19 protein-coding genes are annotated in these 19562 nt (G+C 44.5%); all 19 read left to right on the top strand.

The annotated features are described in order from the left end of the window. The first annotated feature begins 15 nt into the window (after positions 1-15). The 19 genes from QYB97_RS03095 to QYB97_RS03005 all read left to right on the top strand — a co-directional run bounded on the left by QYB97_RS03095 (position 16) and on the right by QYB97_RS03005 (position 19562). A complete protein-coding gene (locus QYB97_RS03095) occupies positions 16-798 on the top strand; it encodes a ribonuclease HII (protein ID WP_301164477.1) in 783 nt (260 codons plus the stop codon). Positions 799-858: 60 nt separating this feature from the next. After that, on the top strand, positions 859-1041 hold the full coding sequence (locus QYB97_RS03090; protein WP_301164476.1) for an alpha/beta-type small acid-soluble spore protein: 183 nt from the start codon (positions 859-861) through the stop codon (positions 1039-1041). A 193-nt stretch (positions 1042-1234) separates the two neighbouring features. Further along, on the top strand, positions 1235-2395 hold the full coding sequence (gene sucC, locus QYB97_RS03085) for an ADP-forming succinate--CoA ligase subunit beta (RefSeq protein WP_301164475.1): 1161 nt from the start codon (positions 1235-1237) through the stop codon (positions 2393-2395). Positions 2396-2429: 34 nt separating this feature from the next. Continuing rightward, on the top strand, positions 2430-3344 hold the full coding sequence (sucD, locus tag QYB97_RS03080) for a succinate--CoA ligase subunit alpha (protein WP_301164474.1): 915 nt from the start codon (positions 2430-2432) through the stop codon (positions 3342-3344). 259 nt (positions 3345-3603) lie between these two features. Beyond that, entirely contained in the window at positions 3604-4479 is an 876-nt protein-coding gene (gene dprA / locus QYB97_RS03075; RefSeq protein ID WP_301164473.1) for a DNA-processing protein DprA, read from the top strand. A gap of 135 nt (positions 4480-4614) precedes the next feature. After that, on the top strand, positions 4615-6690 hold the full coding sequence (topA, locus tag QYB97_RS03070; RefSeq protein WP_301164472.1) for a type I DNA topoisomerase: 2076 nt from the start codon (positions 4615-4617) through the stop codon (positions 6688-6690). 18 nt (positions 6691-6708) lie between these two features. After that, the gene (trmFO, locus tag QYB97_RS03065) at positions 6709-8013 is read left to right on the top strand and encodes an FADH(2)-oxidizing methylenetetrahydrofolate--tRNA-(uracil(54)-C(5))-methyltransferase TrmFO (RefSeq protein ID WP_301164471.1); all 1305 of its coding nucleotides are present in this window, start codon (positions 6709-6711) and stop codon (positions 8011-8013) included. Between the two features lie 60 nt (positions 8014-8073). After that, positions 8074-8976 carry a tyrosine recombinase XerC gene (gene xerC, locus QYB97_RS03060; protein ID WP_301164470.1) on the top strand — a complete coding sequence of 301 codons (903 nt, stop codon included), beginning with the start codon at positions 8074-8076 and terminating at the stop codon, positions 8974-8976. Between the two features lie 25 nt (positions 8977-9001). Next, the gene (hslV, locus tag QYB97_RS03055; RefSeq protein WP_301164469.1) at positions 9002-9544 is read left to right on the top strand and encodes an ATP-dependent protease subunit HslV; all 543 of its coding nucleotides are present in this window, start codon (positions 9002-9004) and stop codon (positions 9542-9544) included. Between the two features lie 17 nt (positions 9545-9561). Then, positions 9562-10959: an ATP-dependent protease ATPase subunit HslU gene (gene hslU / locus QYB97_RS03050; protein WP_301164468.1), complete on the top strand. Its 1398-nt coding sequence runs from the start codon at positions 9562-9564 to the stop codon at positions 10957-10959. 12 nt (positions 10960-10971) lie between these two features. Then, entirely contained in the window at positions 10972-11751 is a 780-nt protein-coding gene (codY, locus tag QYB97_RS03045; protein ID WP_301164467.1) for a GTP-sensing pleiotropic transcriptional regulator CodY, read from the top strand. 810 nt (positions 11752-12561) lie between these two features. Continuing rightward, positions 12562-13329, top strand: a complete 768-nt coding sequence (locus tag QYB97_RS03040; protein ID WP_301164466.1) for a FliA/WhiG family RNA polymerase sigma factor — start codon at positions 12562-12564, stop codon at positions 13327-13329. Positions 13330-13646: 317 nt separating this feature from the next. Beyond that, complete coding sequence (gene rpsB / locus QYB97_RS03035) at positions 13647-14372, top strand: 30S ribosomal protein S2 (protein WP_301164465.1); 726 nt, start codon at positions 13647-13649, stop codon at positions 14370-14372. Positions 14373-14468: 96 nt separating this feature from the next. Further along, positions 14469-15353 carry a translation elongation factor Ts gene (gene tsf / locus QYB97_RS03030; RefSeq protein ID WP_301164464.1) on the top strand — a complete coding sequence of 295 codons (885 nt, stop codon included), beginning with the start codon at positions 14469-14471 and terminating at the stop codon, positions 15351-15353. A gap of 100 nt (positions 15354-15453) precedes the next feature. After that, entirely contained in the window at positions 15454-16179 is a 726-nt protein-coding gene (pyrH, locus tag QYB97_RS03025) for a UMP kinase (RefSeq protein WP_301164463.1), read from the top strand. After that, complete coding sequence (frr, locus tag QYB97_RS03020) at positions 16179-16736, top strand: ribosome recycling factor (RefSeq protein WP_301164462.1); 558 nt, start codon at positions 16179-16181, stop codon at positions 16734-16736. Before pyrH ends, frr begins: the two co-directional genes overlap by 1 nt. A gap of 87 nt (positions 16737-16823) precedes the next feature. Further along, entirely contained in the window at positions 16824-17582 is a 759-nt protein-coding gene (gene uppS / locus QYB97_RS03015) for an undecaprenyl pyrophosphate synthase (RefSeq protein WP_301164909.1), read from the top strand. 15 nt (positions 17583-17597) lie between these two features. After that, entirely contained in the window at positions 17598-18392 is a 795-nt protein-coding gene (locus QYB97_RS03010) for a phosphatidate cytidylyltransferase (RefSeq protein ID WP_301164461.1), read from the top strand. A gap of 21 nt (positions 18393-18413) precedes the next feature. Beyond that, positions 18414-19562: a 1-deoxy-D-xylulose-5-phosphate reductoisomerase gene (locus QYB97_RS03005; protein WP_301164460.1), complete on the top strand. Its 1149-nt coding sequence runs from the start codon at positions 18414-18416 to the stop codon at positions 19560-19562.

Here is a 19562-nt window from a genome sequence, read left to right as displayed (position 1 = left end):
AGAAAGCGAAGGTTGATGATGAAGCTTACAATAAAAGAGATTGAAAAAAGGCTGCTCGAACTGAAGGAGAGCGGCGGCGGATTAGAGAGCTTTTTGGAGGAACTCGGAAAAGACAGCAGGACAGGCGTAAAGAAAATTATCAGCAGGCACGAAAAAGAGCTGATGTCTGCACAGCTGCTGAAAGAGAAATATGAGGAGATGCTCATATTTGAGCTGGAATGGATGAATCAGGGGAAATCCTTTATCGCGGGAGTGGATGAAGTCGGCAGGGGACCGCTTGCCGGCCCGGTGGTCGCCGCTGCCGTTATACTGGCCCCCGGCACATACATACCAGGAGTCAATGATTCCAAAATGCTGGGTGAACAGCGCCGTGAGGAATTGTACGAAAAGATAATGACGCAGGCGGTCGCTGTGGGAATCGGGCTTGTAGCTTCTTCGGAAATTGATCAGATCAACATTTACCAGGCTTCAAAAAAAGCGATGGTGAAAGCCGTTAAAGCATTGAGAAAGGAGCCTGACCATCTCCTCATTGATGCGATGGAAATTCCCCTGCCCGTCACCCAGTCAAAAATAATTAAAGGGGATGCCAAAAGTGTATCGATCGCAGCAGCTTCGATCGTGGCAAAAGTAACAAGAGACCGGTACATGAAAGAACTGCATGGCAAGTACCCCCACTACTTTTTCCATAAGAATATGGGCTATGGCACGAAAGAGCACCTGCAAGCGCTTGAGGAGCATGGGCCTGTGGACGAACACCGGCGCTCTTTTTCTCCCGTCGGGCAGGGTACACTGCTGTAAAGGCGTAATTGCCTATTTTTCTAAGGATTGGACATCCTACAGGAAAAGGAGGCGATTGCGATGCCAAGAAGAAAACTGCTTGTTCCCGGGGTGGAAGCAATGCTTGATCAACACCGGGAGGAAATCGGTGAAGAATTTGGGATTTACCGTCCCGTTTCAGAGCGGGATGTATGGGTGAAAGATTCAGAGAAAGAAAGTAAAACGGAAAAAGGCGATAGCAAAGGGAAAAGCAGGCGTAATTAGCCTGCTTTTTGCATGCCCTGAAAATTATTTTGAATGTCGGAAATAGTACATAATGTGTAGGGAACTATGCGGTTTTCTGTCGAATGGAGGTGAATACGTTTGCATTTCTTTTGAAGAACAGTGGACAGTTGGGCTTCAATTATATAAAATGGTAAACGGTAGTTTAGTTTTAAAGATGATAGGAGGATGGAGAATGAATATCCACGAGTATCAAGGTAAAGAGGTACTAAGAAAGTACGGTGTGGCTGTTCCAAACGGTAAAGTAGCGTATTCCGTAGAAGAAGCAGTAGAAGCTGCAAAAGAATTAGGAAGCGCTGTAACTGTTGTTAAAGCTCAAATCCATGCTGGAGGACGAGGAAAAGCCGGCGGTGTAAAAGTAGCTAAAAACCTTGATGAAGTTCGTACATATGCGGATGAAATTTTGGGGAAAGTGCTTGTTACACACCAAACCGGTCCTGAAGGCAAAGAAGTAAAGCGCTTGCTTATCGAAGAAGGCTGCGATATTAAGAAAGAATATTACATCGGTCTTGTTCTTGACCGCGCAACTTCAAGCGTTGTCTTAATGGGTTCTGAAGAGGGCGGTACTGAAATTGAAGAGGTGGCTGAAAAGACACCTGAGAAAATCTTCAAGGAAGTTGTTGATCCGGCAATCGGGCTTCAAGCATTCCAGGCACGCCGTCTCGCATTCAACATCAACATTCCAAAAGAGCTTGTAAACAAAGCTGCGAAATTCATGATCGGCCTTTATACAGCTTTTGTTGAAAAAGACTGCTCCATTGCAGAAATTAACCCGCTTGTTGTAACTGGCGACGGCAACGTAATGGCGCTTGATGCGAAATTAAACTTCGATTCCAATGCACTTTACCGCCAAAAGGACATTCTGGCGTATCGTGATCTGGAAGAAGAAGATCAAAAAGAAATCGAAGCTTCCAAATATGATTTGAGCTACATTTCCCTCGATGGAAATATTGGCTGCATGGTTAACGGTGCAGGTCTTGCAATGGCAACAATGGATATCATCAAGCACTACCAGGGTGATCCTGCCAACTTCCTTGATGTTGGGGGCGGCGCAACTGCTGAAAAAGTAACAGAAGCGTTCAAAATCATCCTTTCCGACAAAAACGTAAAAGGTATTTTCGTTAACATTTTCGGCGGTATCATGAAGTGTGATATTATTGCCAACGGTGTTGTGGAAGCAACCAAGCAAGTAGGATTGAACCTTCCGCTTGTTGTTCGTCTTGAAGGAACAAACGTAGAACTAGGAAAGAAAATCCTTAACGAATCAGGATTGAATATTACTTCTGCAGATTCCATGGCAGACGGCGCAGAAAAAATCGTTTCACTAGTAAAATAATTCCCGGAAATAAAGAAGAAGGGTGGAGAATTAGATGAGTATTTTTATCAATAAAGACACAAAGGTCATCGTGCAGGGGATTACAGGATCTGTAGGCCTTTTTCATACACAGCAGATGCTTGAGTATGGAACCAAGATTGTCGGCGGTGTAACACCAGGAAAAGGCGGTACTGAGGTAGAAGGACTTCCGGTATTCAACACAGTGTCAGAAGCTGTGAAAGCTACTGGAGCTACCGCTTCCGTAATCTACGTTCCACCGGCTTTTGCTGCTGATTCCATTATCGAAGCAGTAGATGCAGAACTTGATCTTGCTATCTGTATCACAGAAGGTATTCCTGTTCTTGACATGGTAAATGTAAAGCGCTATATGCAAGGCAAGAAAACCCGCCTTGTCGGCCCGAACTGCCCGGGTGTGATTACTCCCGATGAATGCAAAATCGGTATTATGCCAGGATACATCCATACAAAAGGACATGTTGGTGTAGTATCTCGTTCCGGAACGTTGACATATGAAGCTGTGCATCAGTTGACTCAACGCGGAATCGGCCAGTCAACAGCTGTTGGTATTGGCGGAGACCCGGTTAACGGCACAGATTTCATCGATGTTCTTAAGGCATTTAACGAAGATAAAGATACGTACGCTGTTATCATGATCGGTGAAATCGGCGGAACGGCTGAAGAAGAGGCTGCTGAATGGGTGAAAGCCAACATGACAAAACCGGTTGTCGGCTTCATCGGTGGTCAGACAGCACCTCCAGGAAAGCGCATGGGGCATGCTGGAGCCATCATTTCCGGCGGGAAAGGCACAGCTGCCGAAAAGATCAAAACTATGCAGGAGTGCGGTATTAAAGTCGCTGAGACACCATCTGTTATGGGTGAGACCCTTGTTTCTGCTCTTGAAGAAAAAGGCCTCCTCGAGTCCTGCAAAACACACAAAGCGAATGTTTAATCAAAAAAGCTCCCTGATTCAGGGGGCTTTTTTTAAAAAGGCATTATATTAAAAAATATTTGTTATCATCTAGCTAAGTTGATTGTAGTGGAAGGTGCGAGACTCATACGGGGGAAGCGTGACAGGTGAGACCCATAGGTGCTTGCGCCGATGGGGCTCAGCGCACGCCCCGTGGAAAGCGAGCATCCTGGAACGGAAATCAACCACTTCCAGTGCAACACTAAACATCTATATAAAAAACAGTTATTGGAGGAGACGTATGGACAGAGAACGGTTAATTCTTCTTCATCATTGCCGCGGCGCCGGATGGAAGACCATCCAGTCATTTTTAGCAGTCGATCCTGACTTGAAAAGTGTTTTTCAGCTGACAAAGGCTGAGCTCAGGGAGCAATTCCGGATGAACGAGCGGAACAGCAATGATTTTTTTGAGGATGTCCGGCATCTGTCATACCGATCCATCAGGCAAACATACGATAAGCATAATATAAAAATACATACATATTTTGATACTCATTACCCAGGCTCCCTCCGGCATATTTTTGATCCGCCGTGGGTGCTGTACAGCAAAGGGGACACGGATGCATTCTCGATGCCTCTTTCCATAAGTATAGTAGGAACACGCCATCCTACAGAGGGCGGATTAAAAAGCCTTGAAAAAATCCTGAAACCGCTGCTCCAAAAGGGATGGACAACGGTCAGCGGGCTGGCGGCCGGGATTGACACCCATGCCCATGAATTGACATTAACGCACTCAGGAAGTACCATTGCAGTACTCGGTTCCGGAATCGGTCAGATTTACCCGAAGTCTAATTTGGGTCTCGCCCGCCGGATTATCCAAAGCGGTTTGCTTCTGTCAGAATATCCATTCAGCACACCGCCGAGAAGATGGCAGTTTCCTGAGCGGAACAGGATTATTAGCGGGCTTACGAGGGGAACACTTGTAGTGGAAGCCAGAGAGCGGAGCGGTTCGCTCATCACTGCCGACCAGGCCATGGAACAGGGAAGAGAGGTTTTTGCCGTTCCCGGTTCCATATTGGATGAGTGTGCGGCAGGCACAAACCGCCTGATCCAGCAAGGTGCCAAACTTGTAATGGAGGCTGACGACATCCTTCATGAATTAAGTTTGGTTTATTAGGTCAGAATGAATTATTAATCCCTGTTTATTGAAGGAGTTTCAATGGCAATAATAGAAAAGCGTTTGACAAATGATGAAAGTCTATTTAATAATAGGGAAGATTTGAATATACCCTTAAAGGGGGATGCACTATAAATGGAAGAGTATTTAGTAATCGTTGAATCTCCCGCTAAAGCAAAGACGATAAAAAAATATTTGGGAAGCAAATATATCGTAAAGGCTTCAATGGGACATGTGAGGGATTTACCCCGCAGCCAAATGGGAGTAGAAATAAGTGATAATTTTAATCCAAAATATATAACCATCCGGGGCAAAGGACCGGTATTAAAAGAATTAAAGACAGCAGCCAAAAAGGTTAAAAAAATATTTCTCGCATCTGACCCCGACAGAGAAGGAGAAGCAATTGCCTGGCATCTTGCACACAGCCTTGATATTGATCTTAATTCAGAGTGCCGGGTGGTGTTTAACGAGATTACCAAAAACGCGATTAAAGATTCGTTTAAACGGCCAAGAAAGATTAATATGGCTCTTGTCGATGCTCAGCAGGCCCGCCGTGTTCTCGACCGTCTTGTCGGATACAAAATCAGCCCTTTACTATGGAAGAAAGTTAAAAAAGGGTTAAGCGCCGGCCGTGTACAGACGGTAGCATTGCGTCTCATCGTGGAACGAGAAAAAGAGATCAAAGCGTTTGTTCCTGAAGAATATTGGAAAATCAAGGCATCGTTTTCTTATGGCAAGGAGGAATTCGAAGCTGGTTTTTTCGGAGTTAACGGCAAGAAGAAAGAACTGGCGAATGAAGAGGAAGTTAAGGAAGTTCTCAGCAAATTGAAAGGAAACAAATTTTCAATTGCTTCTGTTCAAAAGAAGGAACGAAAACGAAATCCGGCTCCTCCATTCATCACGTCTTCTCTGCAGCAGGAAGCTGCCCGGAAACTTAATTTCAGGGCGAAGAAAACGATGATGCTCGCTCAACAACTGTATGAAGGGATCGACCTTGGCAAGGAAGGCACTGTAGGTTTGATCACCTACATGAGAACAGATTCCACCCGTATTTCTGATTTGGCAAAAGAGGAAGCACAAACCTTTATTACCGAAGAATACGGCAAGGAATATGTTAACCAGGTGAACCGCGGTGAAAAGAAGCAGGGGAAAAATGCCCAGGATGCCCATGAAGCCATCCGGCCATCCTCCGCCTCCAAACATCCGAAAGAGCTGAAAGAATATTTAAGCCGTGACCAGCTTCGTCTGTACCGTTTGATATGGGAGCGTTTTATCGCAAGCCAAATGTCTTCGGCTGTCCTTGATACGATGACTGTGGACCTTGATAATGAAGGTGTGATTTTCCGTGCCAATGGGTCAAAAGTAAAGTTTCCTGGATTCATGAAAGTTTATATTGAAGGAAATGATGACGGGAAAAAAGACGAAGACCGTCTGCTGCCAGACCTGGTGGAAGGTGAAACCGCAGAAAAGAAAGAGATAGAGCCTACCCAGCACTTTACGCAGCCGCCGCCAAGATACAGTGAAGCAAGGCTTGTGCGCACGATGGAGGAGCTCGGAATAGGACGCCCTTCCACCTATGCGCCGACACTTGATACCATTCAAAAACGCGGTTATGTCATGCTCGACGACAAGAAGTTCCAGCCGACAGAGCTGGGTGAAGTCGTCCTTGAGCTGACGCTTGAATTCTTTTCACAGGTATTTAACGTTGAATTTACCGCGCAAATGGAGAATGACCTGGACGAAATCGAAGACGGGGATAAGCATTGGAACGAAGTCATCGATGAATTTTATAAAAGCTTCGAGAAACAGCTCGTTGTCGCAGAAGAGGAAATGAAGGAAGTCGAAATAAAAGATGAGCCTGCCGGAGAAGACTGTGAATTGTGCGGACATGAAATGGTCTATAAAATGGGCCGGTATGGTAAATTTATGGCTTGTTCCAATTTTCCGGATTGCCGAAACACCAAGCCGATTGTAAAAGATACGGGAGTTGAATGCCCCGAATGCCACAAAGGAACCATTGTGGAGAGAAAAAGTAAAAAACGACGCATTTTTTACGGATGCAGCCGTTATCCTGACTGTGAATTCGTTTCATGGGATAAACCGACCGGAAGAACGTGCCCGAAATGCGGAAAAATTCTTGTAGAGAAGAAAACGAAAAAAGGAAAAGTTGTACAGTGTATTTCTTGTGATTACGCTGAGGAGCAAGGTTAAAGGGGAGTATTAAGCAGTATGAAAGATTATGTAAACGTCATCGGCGCCGGGCTTGCTGGCAGTGAAGCAGCCTGGCAGATCGCCAAGCGAGGAATAAAGGTTCATCTGTACGAGATGAGACCCAAAAAACAAACACCGGCACATCATACGGATAAATTTGCGGAACTGGTGTGCAGTAATTCCCTCCGTTCCAACACATTGACCAATGCGGTGGGTGTGCTGAAGGAAGAGATGCGAAAACTGGACTCTGTCATTATTGCATCAGCCGACGACTGTTCGGTTCCCGCCGGCGGTGCTCTTGCGGTTGACCGTCATGAATTCGCGGCTCTTGTAACTGAACGGGTCAAGAATCATCCGAACGTAACGGTTTTTGAAGAGGAAGTAACAAGCATTCCTGAAGGCCCAACGGTCATTGCGACTGGCCCGCTTACTTCCAAAGAGCTTTCTGATTCTCTAAAAGCATTGACTTCGGAAGATTATCTGTATTTCTATGACGCAGCTGCACCAATTATTGATGTAGAGAGCATCGACATGGATAAGGTTTATTTAAAATCCCGCTATGACAAAGGGGAAGCGGCTTACCTTAACTGTCCGATGACAGAGGAAGAGTTTGACCGTTTTTATGAAGCGCTTATCCATGCGGAAACGGTTCCGCTTAAGGAATTTGAGAAGGAAATTTTCTTTGAGGGCTGCATGCCCATCGAGGTGATGGGGTCGAGAGGGAAGAAAACCATGTTGTTTGGCCCGCTCAAGCCGGTTGGTCTTGAAGATCCGAAAACGGGAAAACAGCCCTATGCCGTTGTTCAGCTGAGACAGGACAACAGTGCGGGTACATTATATAATATAGTAGGTTTTCAAACGCATTTAAAATGGGGGCCGCAAAAAGAAGTGATACAGCTTATTCCCGGACTGGAAAATGCTGAAATCGTCCGGTATGGAGTGATGCACAGAAATACGTTCATCAACTCACCCAACCTCTTGAAAAAGACGTATCAGTTCAAAGAACGGGAAGACTTGTTCTTTGCCGGTCAAATGACCGGGGTGGAAGGCTATGTGGAAAGCGCTGCCTCCGGTCTGATAGCTGGAATTAATGCTTCACGGCTGATGGAAAGCAAAGAACTGCTGGAGTTCCCGCAGGAAACAGCGATCGGAAGCATGGCGCACTATATTACAACTGCCAATTCAAAGAATTTTCAGCCGATGAATGCCAACTTTGGCCTGCTGCCGGCACTTGAAACGCGGATCAGGAATAAGAAGGAACGCTATGAAGCATTAGCTGGCAGAGCGCTGGAAACAATTCAGAATTTTATAACAAAATTGTGAACTTGCTTGTTATTGCCCCTGATCTGTGATAAGATTTAGGGGCTTTGTGAGGTGTGATACGTGGATTTAAATGACCGCTATTTGAAGATGTTTATCGAGTATTTACAAATAGAAAAAAATAGTTCACATCATACAACGGAAAACTACGAAAAAGCTATTTTGCATTTTGAGTCGTTTATGAAACAGCAAGCAATCGAAGGATTCGCTGCTGTTTCTTATCTTTTGGTGAGACATTATTTGACGTGGCTTCATGAACAGTCATACTCCAGGAGGACTGTTGCCAAGAAAATATCGTCTCTCCGAAGCTTTTATCGTTTTCTAAACCGGGAAAAGATGGTTGAACATAACCCGTTTGCTTTGGCTTCCCTCCCCAAAAAGGGCCAGAGCATTCCACATTTTATCTACGAGGAAGAGTTGGCAGAGCTATTTCATGTGAGCGATCTGTCCACTCCGCTTGGCCAGCGAAACCAGGCGATTCTCGAACTCTTGTACGGGACAGGAATCCGTGTCAGCGAATGCTGCCAGATCCAGCTGGAGGACATTGATTTTTATATTGAAACGGTTCTTATCAAAGGAAAAGGCAGAAAAGAACGGTATGTTCCATTGGGCAGTTATGCGATTGAAGCACTAAGCCGATATATTGAAGAAGGCAGAAAGGAATTGTCCGGTAAAGCCGGCCATCCCGCTAAAGCGCTTTTTCTTAATTACAAAGGAGGCCCCCTTACTCCCCGTGGTGTAAGAACGATCTTAAACCGCCTGATTGAGCAGACCACTTTGACTGTACATATAAGCCCCCATGTACTGCGCCATACGTTTGCCACCCATCTGCTGAACGAGGGCGCCGATATGAGGGCCGTCCAGGAGCTGCTTGGGCATTCACATCTGTCATCCACACAGATCTATACTCATGTCACAAAAGATCATTTGAAAAAAATTTATAATAACACGCATCCTCGTGCATAAATGAGAATAAGGAGGGATTTTTCTTATGACACAAACATTCCATGCAACGACGATTTTTGCTGTCCATCACAATGGGAAATTTGCCATGTCCGGAGACGGGCAGGTAACAATGGGGAACGCAGTGGTAATGAAACATACTGCTAAAAAGGTCCGCAGGCTTTTTGGGGGAAAAGTACTGGCCGGTTTTGCCGGATCAGTGGCCGATGCCTTTACATTGTATGAAAAATTCGAAGCTAAGCTCGAGGAATTCAGCGGAAACCTGGCTCGGGCCAGTGTTGAGCTGGCCAAGGAATGGCGCACGGACCAGGTGCTGAGAAAACTCGAAGCCATGCTGATTGTGATGAACAACGAAAGCCTCCTGCTTATTTCAGGCACAGGGGAAGTAATTGAGCCGGATGATGGGATTCTCGCCATCGGCTCAGGCGGAAACTATGCGCTGGCTGCAGGCAGGGCGCTAAAAAGGAATGCTCCACATCTTTCCGCTGCCGAGATTGCCAGAGCAGCTCTGGAGATTGCCGGAGAGATCTGTGTTTATACCAATGACCAAATTATTCTTGAAGAGCTGTAGAAGGGGCGTGGGAAGAGATGAATACTCAGTTAACTCCAAGGCAAATCGTTGAAAAGCTGGATCAATACATTGTCGGTCAAAAGGACGCCAAAAAGGCGGTTGCCGTTGCACTTAGAAACCGGTACCGCAGGGGGTTGCTTGACGAAAAACTGAGAGATGAAATTTCCCCTAAAAACATTCTCATGATCGGGCCAACTGGTGTAGGGAAAACCGAGATTGCCCGCAGGCTTGCAAAGCTTGTGAATGCTCCATTCATCAAGGTGGAGGCTACCAAGTTTACCGAAGTCGGCTATGTTGGCCGGGATGTTGAATCCATGGTAAGGGACCTTGTTGAAACATCCATCCGCCTCGTTAAAGAACTTAAGATGCATGAGGTGAAAGACAAGGCGGAGGAAAACGCCAACAAAAGGCTTGTGGAACTGCTCGTTCCAGGCAAACAAAAAGAAAGCACCTACAAAAATCCGCTTGAAATGTTTTTTGGCTCTGGCAACGGCCAGTCGCAAACACCCAATGACAGTGAAGAAGATCAATCCGTTAACCAGCAGAGGCGGCAAATGGCCCACAAGCTGGCAATGGGCGAAATGGAAAACCATCTGGTAACTGTAGAGGTGGAGGAGCAAAACCATTCAATGATGGATATGTTTCAGGGAGCTGGCCTCGATCAGCTCGGTTTGAATATGCAGGATATGCTTGGCGGCCTCGTGCCGAAGAAAAAGAAAAAACGCAAGCTGCCGGTATCCGAGGCGAGAAAGGTCCTGACCCAGGATGAAGCCGCAAAACTGATAGACATGGATGAAGTAACAAGTGATGCGGTTTACAAAACGGAGCAAACAGGTATTATATTCATAGATGAGATTGATAAAATCGCAGGAAAGAATAATCAGAGCAGCGCTGATGTATCCAGGGAAGGCGTGCAGCGTGACATCCTTCCAATCGTGGAAGGGTCAACCGTGATGACGAAATACGGTTCGATCAAAACGGATCACATTTTGTTCATTTCGGCAGGGGCATTTCATATGGCAAAGCCATCTGATTTGATTCCCGAGCTGCAGGGCCGATTTCCAATCCGAGTAGAACTCGAAAAGCTATCAGTGGAAGATTTTACACGAATTCTTATAGAGCCGGATAATGCTCTTTTAAAACAATATAAGGCATTGCTTGCTACAGAAGGTATAAATCTTGAATTTTCTGACGAAGCTATTTCTAAGATTGCAAGTATAGCCTTTCAAGTCAACCAGGAAACGGATAACATTGGAGCACGAAGACTTCACACGATCTTAGAGCGCTTGCTTGAAGACTTGTCCTTTGAGGCACCGGATGTTACGATGAATGCGATAAAAATCACACCAGAATATGTAGAAGAAAAACTTGCGTCTATCGCAAAGAATAAGGATTTAAGCCAGTACATTCTGTAGGAGGAAAATGAAATGAACTTATTAGAAAAAACAAGAAAGCTGAATGCGATGCTGCAACAGTCTGCGGGAAAACCCGTTAATTTTAAAGAAATGGCAGCAACGCTAAGAGATGTGATTGAAGCAAACATTTTTGTTGTCAGCAGAAGAGGTAAGCTTCTTGGGATTTCCTTGAAACAAGAAATAGAAAATGAACGCATGAAAAAAATGCTTGAAGAACGACAGTTTCCTTCCGAGTATACAAAAGGATTATTTAATGTAACTGAAACATCGTCCAATCTGGATATCGCCAGTGAATATACAGCATTCCCGGTTGAAAACAAAGAATTGTTTTCTTCTGGCTTGACAACTATCGTTCCGATTATCGGTGGAGGAGAGCGCCTTGGGACATTGATCCTTTCCCGTCTCTCCGACTCGTTCAACGATGATGATCTTTTATTGGCTGAATACGGAGCCACTGTTGTAGGAATGGAAATCCTGCGTGAAAAAGCTGAAGAAATTGAAGAGGAAGCCAGAAATAAAGCAGTTGTGCAAATGGCGATCAGCTCTCTTTCTTACAGTGAGCTTGAAGCAATCGAGCATATTTTTGAAGAGCTCGAAGGAAATGAAGGACTGCTGGTAGCAAGTAAAATTGCGGACAGAGTTGGGATCACTCGTTCGGTCATCGTCAATGCGCTTCGTAAGCTCGAAAGTGCCGGTGTCATCGAATCACGTTCACTTGGAATGAAGGGTACGTATATTAAAGTACTCAACGATAAATTCCTGCTTGAACTATCCAAATTGAAAACAAGCTGATGTGCTTAAATAAAAAGGTCATTCTGTCTAATAGGCAGAATGACCTTTTTTTGTGAAGAATAAAGGATTTTGTCGAAATTTGAAGAATGATAATAGGAGAAAAGGTGCGCAACATGTTCTCTAAAGAAAGGTTTTAGTAGAAAAACAACGGGAGTATAGACCTATTATTTGCTTAGGTCTTTTTATCGAAAAAAGTCGATTTAGGAAAAAATACATAGACACTTTTTGGTTTTATCACTTAAAATATGTAATAGCGGTAAGATTTGGCACTCTTTTAAAATAATAGCAATTAAAAAGAGGAGAATAAAAAAAAATTCGAATGACCTGTAACAGTACATCCGACTGCAGAGCGAAAAATGTCGAATTTTATTTCATACAATAGAGTTTGATGAAGGCTGAATGGCTGGTGAAAACCCCAGTGCTTGTAAATTTAATTCATTCAATTCAAATGGTAAACGGGCAAAAGTATAAGATGGGGATGTTTAAGATTGGTTTTATGTGTAGATGCGTCCTCTTCCTGTATTGCTGACGCTTATTCGTCGCGGGCTGTGGAAAATGGCTGGTGGAAAATATATCGCAGAAAAACTGTAAATGCAAGAAACGCCTTGAAATCTGAAAAAAAGGCAATAGAAGCCAATCATATGTATTGTGGACAGAAAAATAGTATTCGTTAGTAACTTTTCGAGGTTATTCTCCTGTTTGTAGGGGTTGGATAAATTTTTAAAATCAAAAATTCCTTATGTGAACTTCAATTAATAATAGCAGGTCAGGTAAAGTCGGGGATTTAATAATGATTTCAGGAGGAGTAGCATGACATCTTCATCTACAGCAGCAGATGAACTGGATATTTGGAAGAGGTGGCATGAATGCCGTGACAATGAGGCAGGTGATTCTCTGCTCAAACAATATATGCCACTTGTTCAGTACCATGTGCAGCGGATTTCGGCAGGCTTGCCGAAAAACGTTAATCGTGACGAATTGATCAGTCTGGGAATGCTGGGCCTGTTTGACGCACTTGAAAAATTCGAGCCCGAACGGGACCTTAAATTTGATACATATGCCACATTCCGGATCCGGGGAGCAATTCTCGATGGACTGCGTAAAATGGATTGGCTGCCGCGGTCATTACGTGATAAAACCAAAAAGATTGAAAGTACAATTGAAAAACTCGAGCAGGAAAAGCTCCGGCGTGTAACCACCCATGAAATAGGAGAAGAGCTGGGTGTGCCGGAGGCAGAAGTGGTGTCCGCCCTGTCAGAAAGCTTTTTTGCGAATGTTGTTTCCATCGATGAAGACCAAAGAGACAGCGAAAGTAAAGAAAAGATCGGTTATACTATAGAAGATAAAAATGGATTGTCTCCAGAGGAGAAATTGGTCAAGTCCGAGCTGCTTAAAGAACTAGCCCAGGTAATCAGAGGGCTGAGTGAAAAAGAACAGCTGGTAATTTCGCTGTTTTATTATGAGGAACTGACATTTACTGAAATTGGCCATGTGCTGGAGCTTTCCACATCAAGAATTTCGCAGATACACTCCAAAGCCCTGCAGCGCTTAAGGCTGGTTCTTGCACGATATGTGTAACCGATGGACATCAATAGCCAGTTGAAAACATTTTTCATCTGATGTATGAACTTATGCGAAAAATGGTTATACTGCTGAAGAATTGCCGATAACTCAATAATGGCAAGGAAGGATGCAGCGCTGATTTTTAAGAATGGATAATCTTGAAAGAGAATTATTCAAAACCGCAACATTTTTCTTGCTACATTCTGACGAAGTATGGTATAGTTACTTTCGGTGTTAATCACACACGTTTGTGGATTTAATCATTGGTGCTGCATTTGCAGTTATGATTAAAGTCGAAGCAGGCGGAGGAAAACAAACCAGGAGGTGCCATCATGGCAGTAATTTCAATGAAACAACTATTGGAAGCCGGCGTTCACTTTGGACATCAAACGCGTCGCTGGAATCCGAAAATGTCCCGTTACATCTTCACTGAGCGTAACGGCATTTACATCATCGATCTTCAAAAGACAGTTAAGAAAGTTGAAGAGTGCTACAACGTAATGAAAGAAATCGCAGGAAACGGCGGTAAAATCCTTTTCGTTGGTACTAAGAAACAAGCTCAAGACTCTGTGAGAGATGAAGCAGCTCGTTCCGGCATGTACTTCATCAACCAACGTTGGTTGGGCGGTACGCTTACTAACTTTGGAACAATCCGCAAGCGTATTAACCGTTTGAAAGAGCTTGAAAGAATGCAAGAAGACGGAACTTTTGATGTTCTTCCTAAAAAAGAAGTTATCCTTCTTAAAAAGGAAATGGATCGTCTTGAAAAGTTCTTGGGCGGAATTAAAGACATGAACGGCCTTCCAGATGCGCTATTCATCGTAGACCCACGCAAAGAACGCATCGCGGTTGCTGAAGCACGCAAGCTTAACATTCCAATTATCGCTATCGTGGATACAAACTGTGATCCTGATGAAGTTGACCACGTTATCCCAGGTAATGATGATGCGATCCGTGCGGTTAAACTTCTTACTGGAAAAATGGCTGATGCGATCATCGAAGCCAACCAGGGTGGAGAAGAGCAAGAAGCTCAAAACGAAGAAGAAACATCTGCATAAGTAATATAAACAGAAGGGTGATGGAGGGGATATGCCCTTTCACACCCTTTTTTAATGCCAACCTAGCTTTACATAAACCAAAGGAGGAATTTCATTATGGCAGTAACAGCTCAAATGGTAAAAGAATTGCGTGAAAAAACAGGCGCAGGAATGATGGACTGTAAAAAAGCATTAACAGAAACAAACGGGGACATGGACAAAGCAATCGATTTTCTTCGTGAAAAAGGTATTGCCAAAGCAGCTAAAAAGGCTGACCGTATTGCAGCAGAAGGTCTTACTTCTGTAGTTGTTGAAGGCAACAAAGCTGTAATCCTTGAAGTGAACTCTGAAACTGACTTCGTTGCAAAGAACGAAAGCTTTACAGCGCTTATTTCTGTACTGGGTAAACACCTTCTTGAAGCAGACGTTACTACTGTAGACGAAGCACTTGCTTCTACTATTAAAGGTGAAAATACCTCAGTTGCTGAGTACTTGAACAATGCGATCGCGAAAATCGGAGAAAAAATCTCCCTTCGCCGTTTCCAAATTGTTGAAAAAGGCGAAAATGCAGCGTTTGGTGCTTACCTTCACATGGGCGGACGCATTGGAGTGCTTTCAGTAGTTGAAGGCACAACAGACGAAGCCGTTGCGAAAGATGTAGCAATGCACGTTGCAGCTGTAAACCCTCGTTACATTTCACGTGACGCTGTAAGCGAAGAAGAAGTGGCTCATGAGCGTGAAGTTCTAACTCAACAAGCGCTTAACGAAGGAAAACCTGAAAACATCGTTGCTAAAATGGTAGAAGGACGCCTGGGTAAATTCTTTGAAGAAATCTGCCTGAACGACCAGTCTTTCGTTAAAGATCCAGACCAAAAAGTTGGCAAATATGTAGCTTCCAAAGGCGGTAAAGTTATCGCGTTTGTACGTTACGAAGTCGGCGAAGGAATGGAAAAGCGCGAAGATAATTTTGCTGAAGAAGTAATGTCTCAAGTTAAAAAGTAATGGTGTAAAAGCAAAAAATCAGGGAGCACAATGTGTTCCCTTTTTTTAAAAGAGCTAGGATTGGAAAAAGCAATCACAGGTGATGGATACGGAGGGAATTATGAGCACTTCAAAATATAAACGGGTAGTTCTTAAACTAAGCGGTGAAGCACTTGCTGCCGGTAAAGGAAGCGGAATCGATCCAGGAGTCATTAAATCGATTGCCCATCAGGTAAAAGACATTGTCGAACTGGGAGTGGAAGTGGCTGTTGTCGTTGGCGGCGGAAATCTCTGGAGAGGCAAGGCGGGAAGCGAGATGGGAATGGACCGTGCGTCCGCCGATTACATGGGAATGCTGGCGACTGTCATGAATTCCCTGGCTTTGCAGGACAGCCTGGAAAATATCGGTGTTCAGACCAGGGTACAAACGTCAATCGAAATGCGCCAGGTTGCTGAACCGTACATTCGCAGAAAAGCTATTCGTCACCTTGAAAAGAAACGTGTTGTTATTTTTGCTGCAGGAACAGGAAATCCTTACTTTTCAACGGATACAACAGCTGCTCTTCGTGCGGCTGAAATTGAAGCCGAAGTAATCCTAATGGCGAAAAATAATGTGGACGGAGTATATTCTGCCGATCCGACAATCGATGAGAATGCTGTGAAATACAACACCTTGTCCTACCTTGACCTGCTTAAAGAAGGCCTTGCTGTAATGGATACTACCGCATCTTCATTATGTATGGACAATGATATTCCGCTTATTGTGTTCTCCATTATGGAAGAAGGCAATATTAAGCGTGCAGTTCTTGGTGAGGAAATTGGAACTACGATTAGGGGGAATAATTAATGGCAAAGGTAATTTTAACAAACGCAGAAGACCGAATGAAAAAAGGCATTTCATCTTTTCAGCGTGAGCTTTCGACCATCCGCGCAGGCCGCGCAAACCCTGCACTTCTAGATCGTGTTCAAGTGGATTATTACGGAGCTCAAACACCGATTAATCAGCTTGCGGGGATTTCCGTGCCCGAAGCACGCCTTTTGGTCATCCAGCCATATGATAAGTCTGCTCTTAATGATGTGGAGAGAGCTATTCAAAAATCCGATCTTGGTTTAACCACTTCCAATGACGGACAAGTCATCCGCATTGCAATTCCTGCTCTGACCGAAGAAAGACGTAAGGAGCTTGTTAAACTTGTTAAGAAATATGGTGAGGAAGCCAAGGTTGCTCTTCGCAATGTTCGCCGTGATGCCAATGATGAGCTGAAGAAAGCTGAGAAGGATGGAGAGGTCACTGAAGACGAACTCCGCCGTTACAATGAAGATGTTCAGAAGCTTACAGACAAATATATTGGCGAAGTGGATACGATCGCTTCAAGTAAAGAGAAAGAAATCATGGAAGTATAATTGATTTCCATGTAAAATAAAATAAGAAAAGCCCTCTTTATACAGGGGGTTTTTTTGTTAAGTCTGGACGATAATGGGGGCTTTGCCATGCTTGACAGAATTTCATTCTGGAAAAAAGAAGAAAAAACAGAGCTGAACATAAGACATGATACAATACCGGCTCATGTTGCCATCATCATGGACGGGAACGGACGCTGGGCAAAAAGGCGCGGGCTTCCGAGGGTCGCAGGGCACCATGAAGGCATGAAGGTAGTAAAAAAAGTGGTCAAATATGCCAACAGCCTGGGAATTAAAGTGCTGACACTCTATGCTTTTTCTACGGAAAACTGGAAGCGTCCCCGTGAAGAAGTGGATTTTTTGATGAGGCTGCCCGGGGAATTTTTGAACAGTTTCCTGCCTGAATTAATTGAACAGAATGTGCGTGTGACCATTATGGGTCATAAGGAAGTATTGCCGATACATACCATTCAGGCTGTTGACGAGGCAATCGAAAAAACAAAAAACAATACGGGCCTTATTTTGAATTTTGCCCTGAATTACGGCAGCCGGAACGAGATTACAACAGCATTAACTGACATTATCCGTGATATTGAAGCCGGAACCATCGGGCGTGATGCGGTTAATGAAGATTTGGTAAGCCAGTATTTAATGACATCCAGCCTTCCGGATCCCGATTTGCTGATCCGGACGAGCGGTGAAGTGCGGTTAAGCAACTTTATGCTGTGGCAGCTTGCCTACAGTGAATTTTGGTTTACTGATGTGAACTGGCCCGATTTTAAAGATGAACACTTAAAAAAAGCCATTTACGACTATCAGAATCGCGGTCGCCGTTATGGCGGTGTATAATAAGAAGGAGGATTTATGAAGGAACGCATCATTACGGGAGTAATAGCCGCTCTCTTATTTTTAGGAGTAACGGTGTACGGCCATTTGCCCTTTACCCTCGTTATCATCGCTTTGGCAGTGATCGGGCTTCATGAATTATTGAAGATGAAGCATATTCCGCTAATGTCAGCAGAAGGCGTCATTGCACTTTTACTGACACTGGCAACAGTCATCCCGCAGGATTGGAAAGAACAGTACCTTGGAAGTTTCACAGGCTCGCAGCCCATCGTGCTCGCCATGCTCCTGATCCTGGTGGTTACCGTTATCACAAAGAACCGCTTTACATTTGATGATGCAGGATTCGTTATCCTCTCTTCTCTGTATGTGGGTTATGGATTTCACTATATTTATGAAACGAGAATGCTTGAACAAGGTCTTCCGATTTTATTCTTTATCCTTTTCATGATTTGGGGAGCGGATTCTGGCGCTTATTTCACGGGGAAATCCATTGGGAAAACAAAGCTGTGGCCGGTGATCAGTCCGAATAAAACCATTGAAGGAGCCATCGGAGGCATCGTTACGAGCATTGTCGTTGGCCTAATCTGCTACTTCACAGATTTTGTTCCTTTTACTCTTAACCAGGTGCTGTTCATGGCATTAATTGCGGGGATCTTTGGACAAATTGGCGATCTTGCACAATCCGCCTTTAAGCGGCATTATGGGGTGAAAGATTCCGGCAATTTGCTGCCGGGGCATGGCGGAATACTGGATCGTACAGACAGCTGGCTCTTCGTGCTTCCGCTCCTCCATATCCTGAATTTACTGTCGTAGCGAAAAAACAAGGAGTGCTCTATGAAAAATATCAGTTTGTTGGGTGCGACAGGTTCCATCGGCATACAAACGCTTGATGTAATCGCACAACACCCTGAGCAATTTCGATTAACTGCCATCTCTTTTGGAAAGAATGTTGAAAAAGGGTTGGAGATTATAGAGAAATTTAAGCCGAGGATCATTGCGGTTCAAGAAAAAAAAGATGCAGAGGACCTGCGTTTGCGTCTGGGAGGGCAGTCGCTTGTCTTTTATGGACAGGAAGGCCTGATTGAGGCCGCTGTCGCCCAGGAAGCACATATTCTGGTGAATGCGGTAATGGGAAGTGTGGGCTTGGTGCCTACCATCCATGCGATTAAAGCCGGCAAGGATATTGCCATCGCGAATAAAGAAACATTGGTCACTGCCGGGCATATTATCATGGAACTGGCCCAAAAGCATAATGTCAGCCTCCTGCCGGTGGACAGTGAGCACTCAGCGATCTTCCAATGTCTTAACGGGGAGAATATCGAGCAGGTCGACCGCCTGATTCTCACCGCATCTGGGGGGAGTTTCCGGGACTATACACGGGAACAGCTGGCGGATGTTACCGTTGACGAGGCATTGAATCATCCAAACTGGTCCATGGGAGCCAAAATTACCATCGATTCAGCAACGATGATGAATAAAGGCCTTGAAGTGATTGAAGCCCATTGGCTCTTTAATATACCCTATTCAAAAATAGACGTCATTCTTCATAAAGAAAGCATCATACACTCTATGGTAGAGTATAAAGACGGCAGCACCCTGGCACATCTGGGCAACCCGGATATGCGCGTCCCTATTCAGTACGCGCTGACCTATCCTGACCGGCTTGAACTTACGCCTTCCAAAAGGTTAAACTTATGGGAGACAGGCAAACTTCATTTTAAAAAAATGGATATGGAACGGTTCCGCTGCCTTAAACTGGCTTATCTGGCAGGCGAGAAGGGCGGAACAATGACAACTGCTCTAAACGCAGCGAACGAAGCAGCAGTCGGTTTGTTCCTTGAACGTAAAATATCGTTCCTGGCGATCGAAGAATACATTGAAAACGCACTGGAGCACCATGAATTTATTGAACAGCCGACCCTGGAAGAAATACAGGCCATCGATATGCACACTCGGCAATACGTTCAGTCATTATTAAATTAA

This window comes from Fictibacillus fluitans (assembly GCF_030418125.1).
In the GTDB taxonomy this organism is placed as follows: Bacteria; Bacillota; Bacilli; order Bacillales; family Fictibacillaceae; genus Fictibacillus_C; species Fictibacillus_C fluitans.
The sequence above is the reverse complement of the archived record's forward strand: the minus strand, read 5'-3'. Positions and strand labels throughout refer to the sequence as shown.

Coding starts and splice junctions, on each gene's coding strand:
- QYB97_RS03095 (WP_301164477.1), top strand. CDS start 16: ATGATGAAGCTTACAATAAAAGAGATTGAAAAAAGGCTGCTCGAACTG.
- QYB97_RS03090 (WP_301164476.1), top strand. CDS start 859: ATGCCAAGAAGAAAACTGCTTGTTCCCGGGGTGGAAGCAATGCTTGAT.
- sucC (WP_301164475.1), top strand. CDS start 1,235: ATGAATATCCACGAGTATCAAGGTAAAGAGGTACTAAGAAAGTACGGT.
- sucD (WP_301164474.1), top strand. CDS start 2,430: ATGAGTATTTTTATCAATAAAGACACAAAGGTCATCGTGCAGGGGATT.
- dprA (WP_301164473.1), top strand. CDS start 3,604: ATGGACAGAGAACGGTTAATTCTTCTTCATCATTGCCGCGGCGCCGGA.
- topA (WP_301164472.1), top strand. CDS start 4,615: ATGGAAGAGTATTTAGTAATCGTTGAATCTCCCGCTAAAGCAAAGACG.
- trmFO (WP_301164471.1), top strand. CDS start 6,709: ATGAAAGATTATGTAAACGTCATCGGCGCCGGGCTTGCTGGCAGTGAA.
- hslV (WP_301164469.1), top strand. CDS start 9,002: ATGACACAAACATTCCATGCAACGACGATTTTTGCTGTCCATCACAAT.
- hslU (WP_301164468.1), top strand. CDS start 9,562: ATGAATACTCAGTTAACTCCAAGGCAAATCGTTGAAAAGCTGGATCAA.
- codY (WP_301164467.1), top strand. CDS start 10,972: ATGAACTTATTAGAAAAAACAAGAAAGCTGAATGCGATGCTGCAACAG.
- QYB97_RS03040 (WP_301164466.1), top strand. CDS start 12,562: ATGACATCTTCATCTACAGCAGCAGATGAACTGGATATTTGGAAGAGG.
- rpsB (WP_301164465.1), top strand. CDS start 13,647: ATGGCAGTAATTTCAATGAAACAACTATTGGAAGCCGGCGTTCACTTT.
- tsf (WP_301164464.1), top strand. CDS start 14,469: ATGGCAGTAACAGCTCAAATGGTAAAAGAATTGCGTGAAAAAACAGGC.
- pyrH (WP_301164463.1), top strand. CDS start 15,454: ATGAGCACTTCAAAATATAAACGGGTAGTTCTTAAACTAAGCGGTGAA.
- frr (WP_301164462.1), top strand. CDS start 16,179: ATGGCAAAGGTAATTTTAACAAACGCAGAAGACCGAATGAAAAAAGGC.
- uppS (WP_301164909.1), top strand. CDS start 16,824: ATGCTTGACAGAATTTCATTCTGGAAAAAAGAAGAAAAAACAGAGCTG.
- QYB97_RS03010 (WP_301164461.1), top strand. CDS start 17,598: ATGAAGGAACGCATCATTACGGGAGTAATAGCCGCTCTCTTATTTTTA.
- QYB97_RS03005 (WP_301164460.1), top strand. CDS start 18,414: ATGAAAAATATCAGTTTGTTGGGTGCGACAGGTTCCATCGGCATACAA.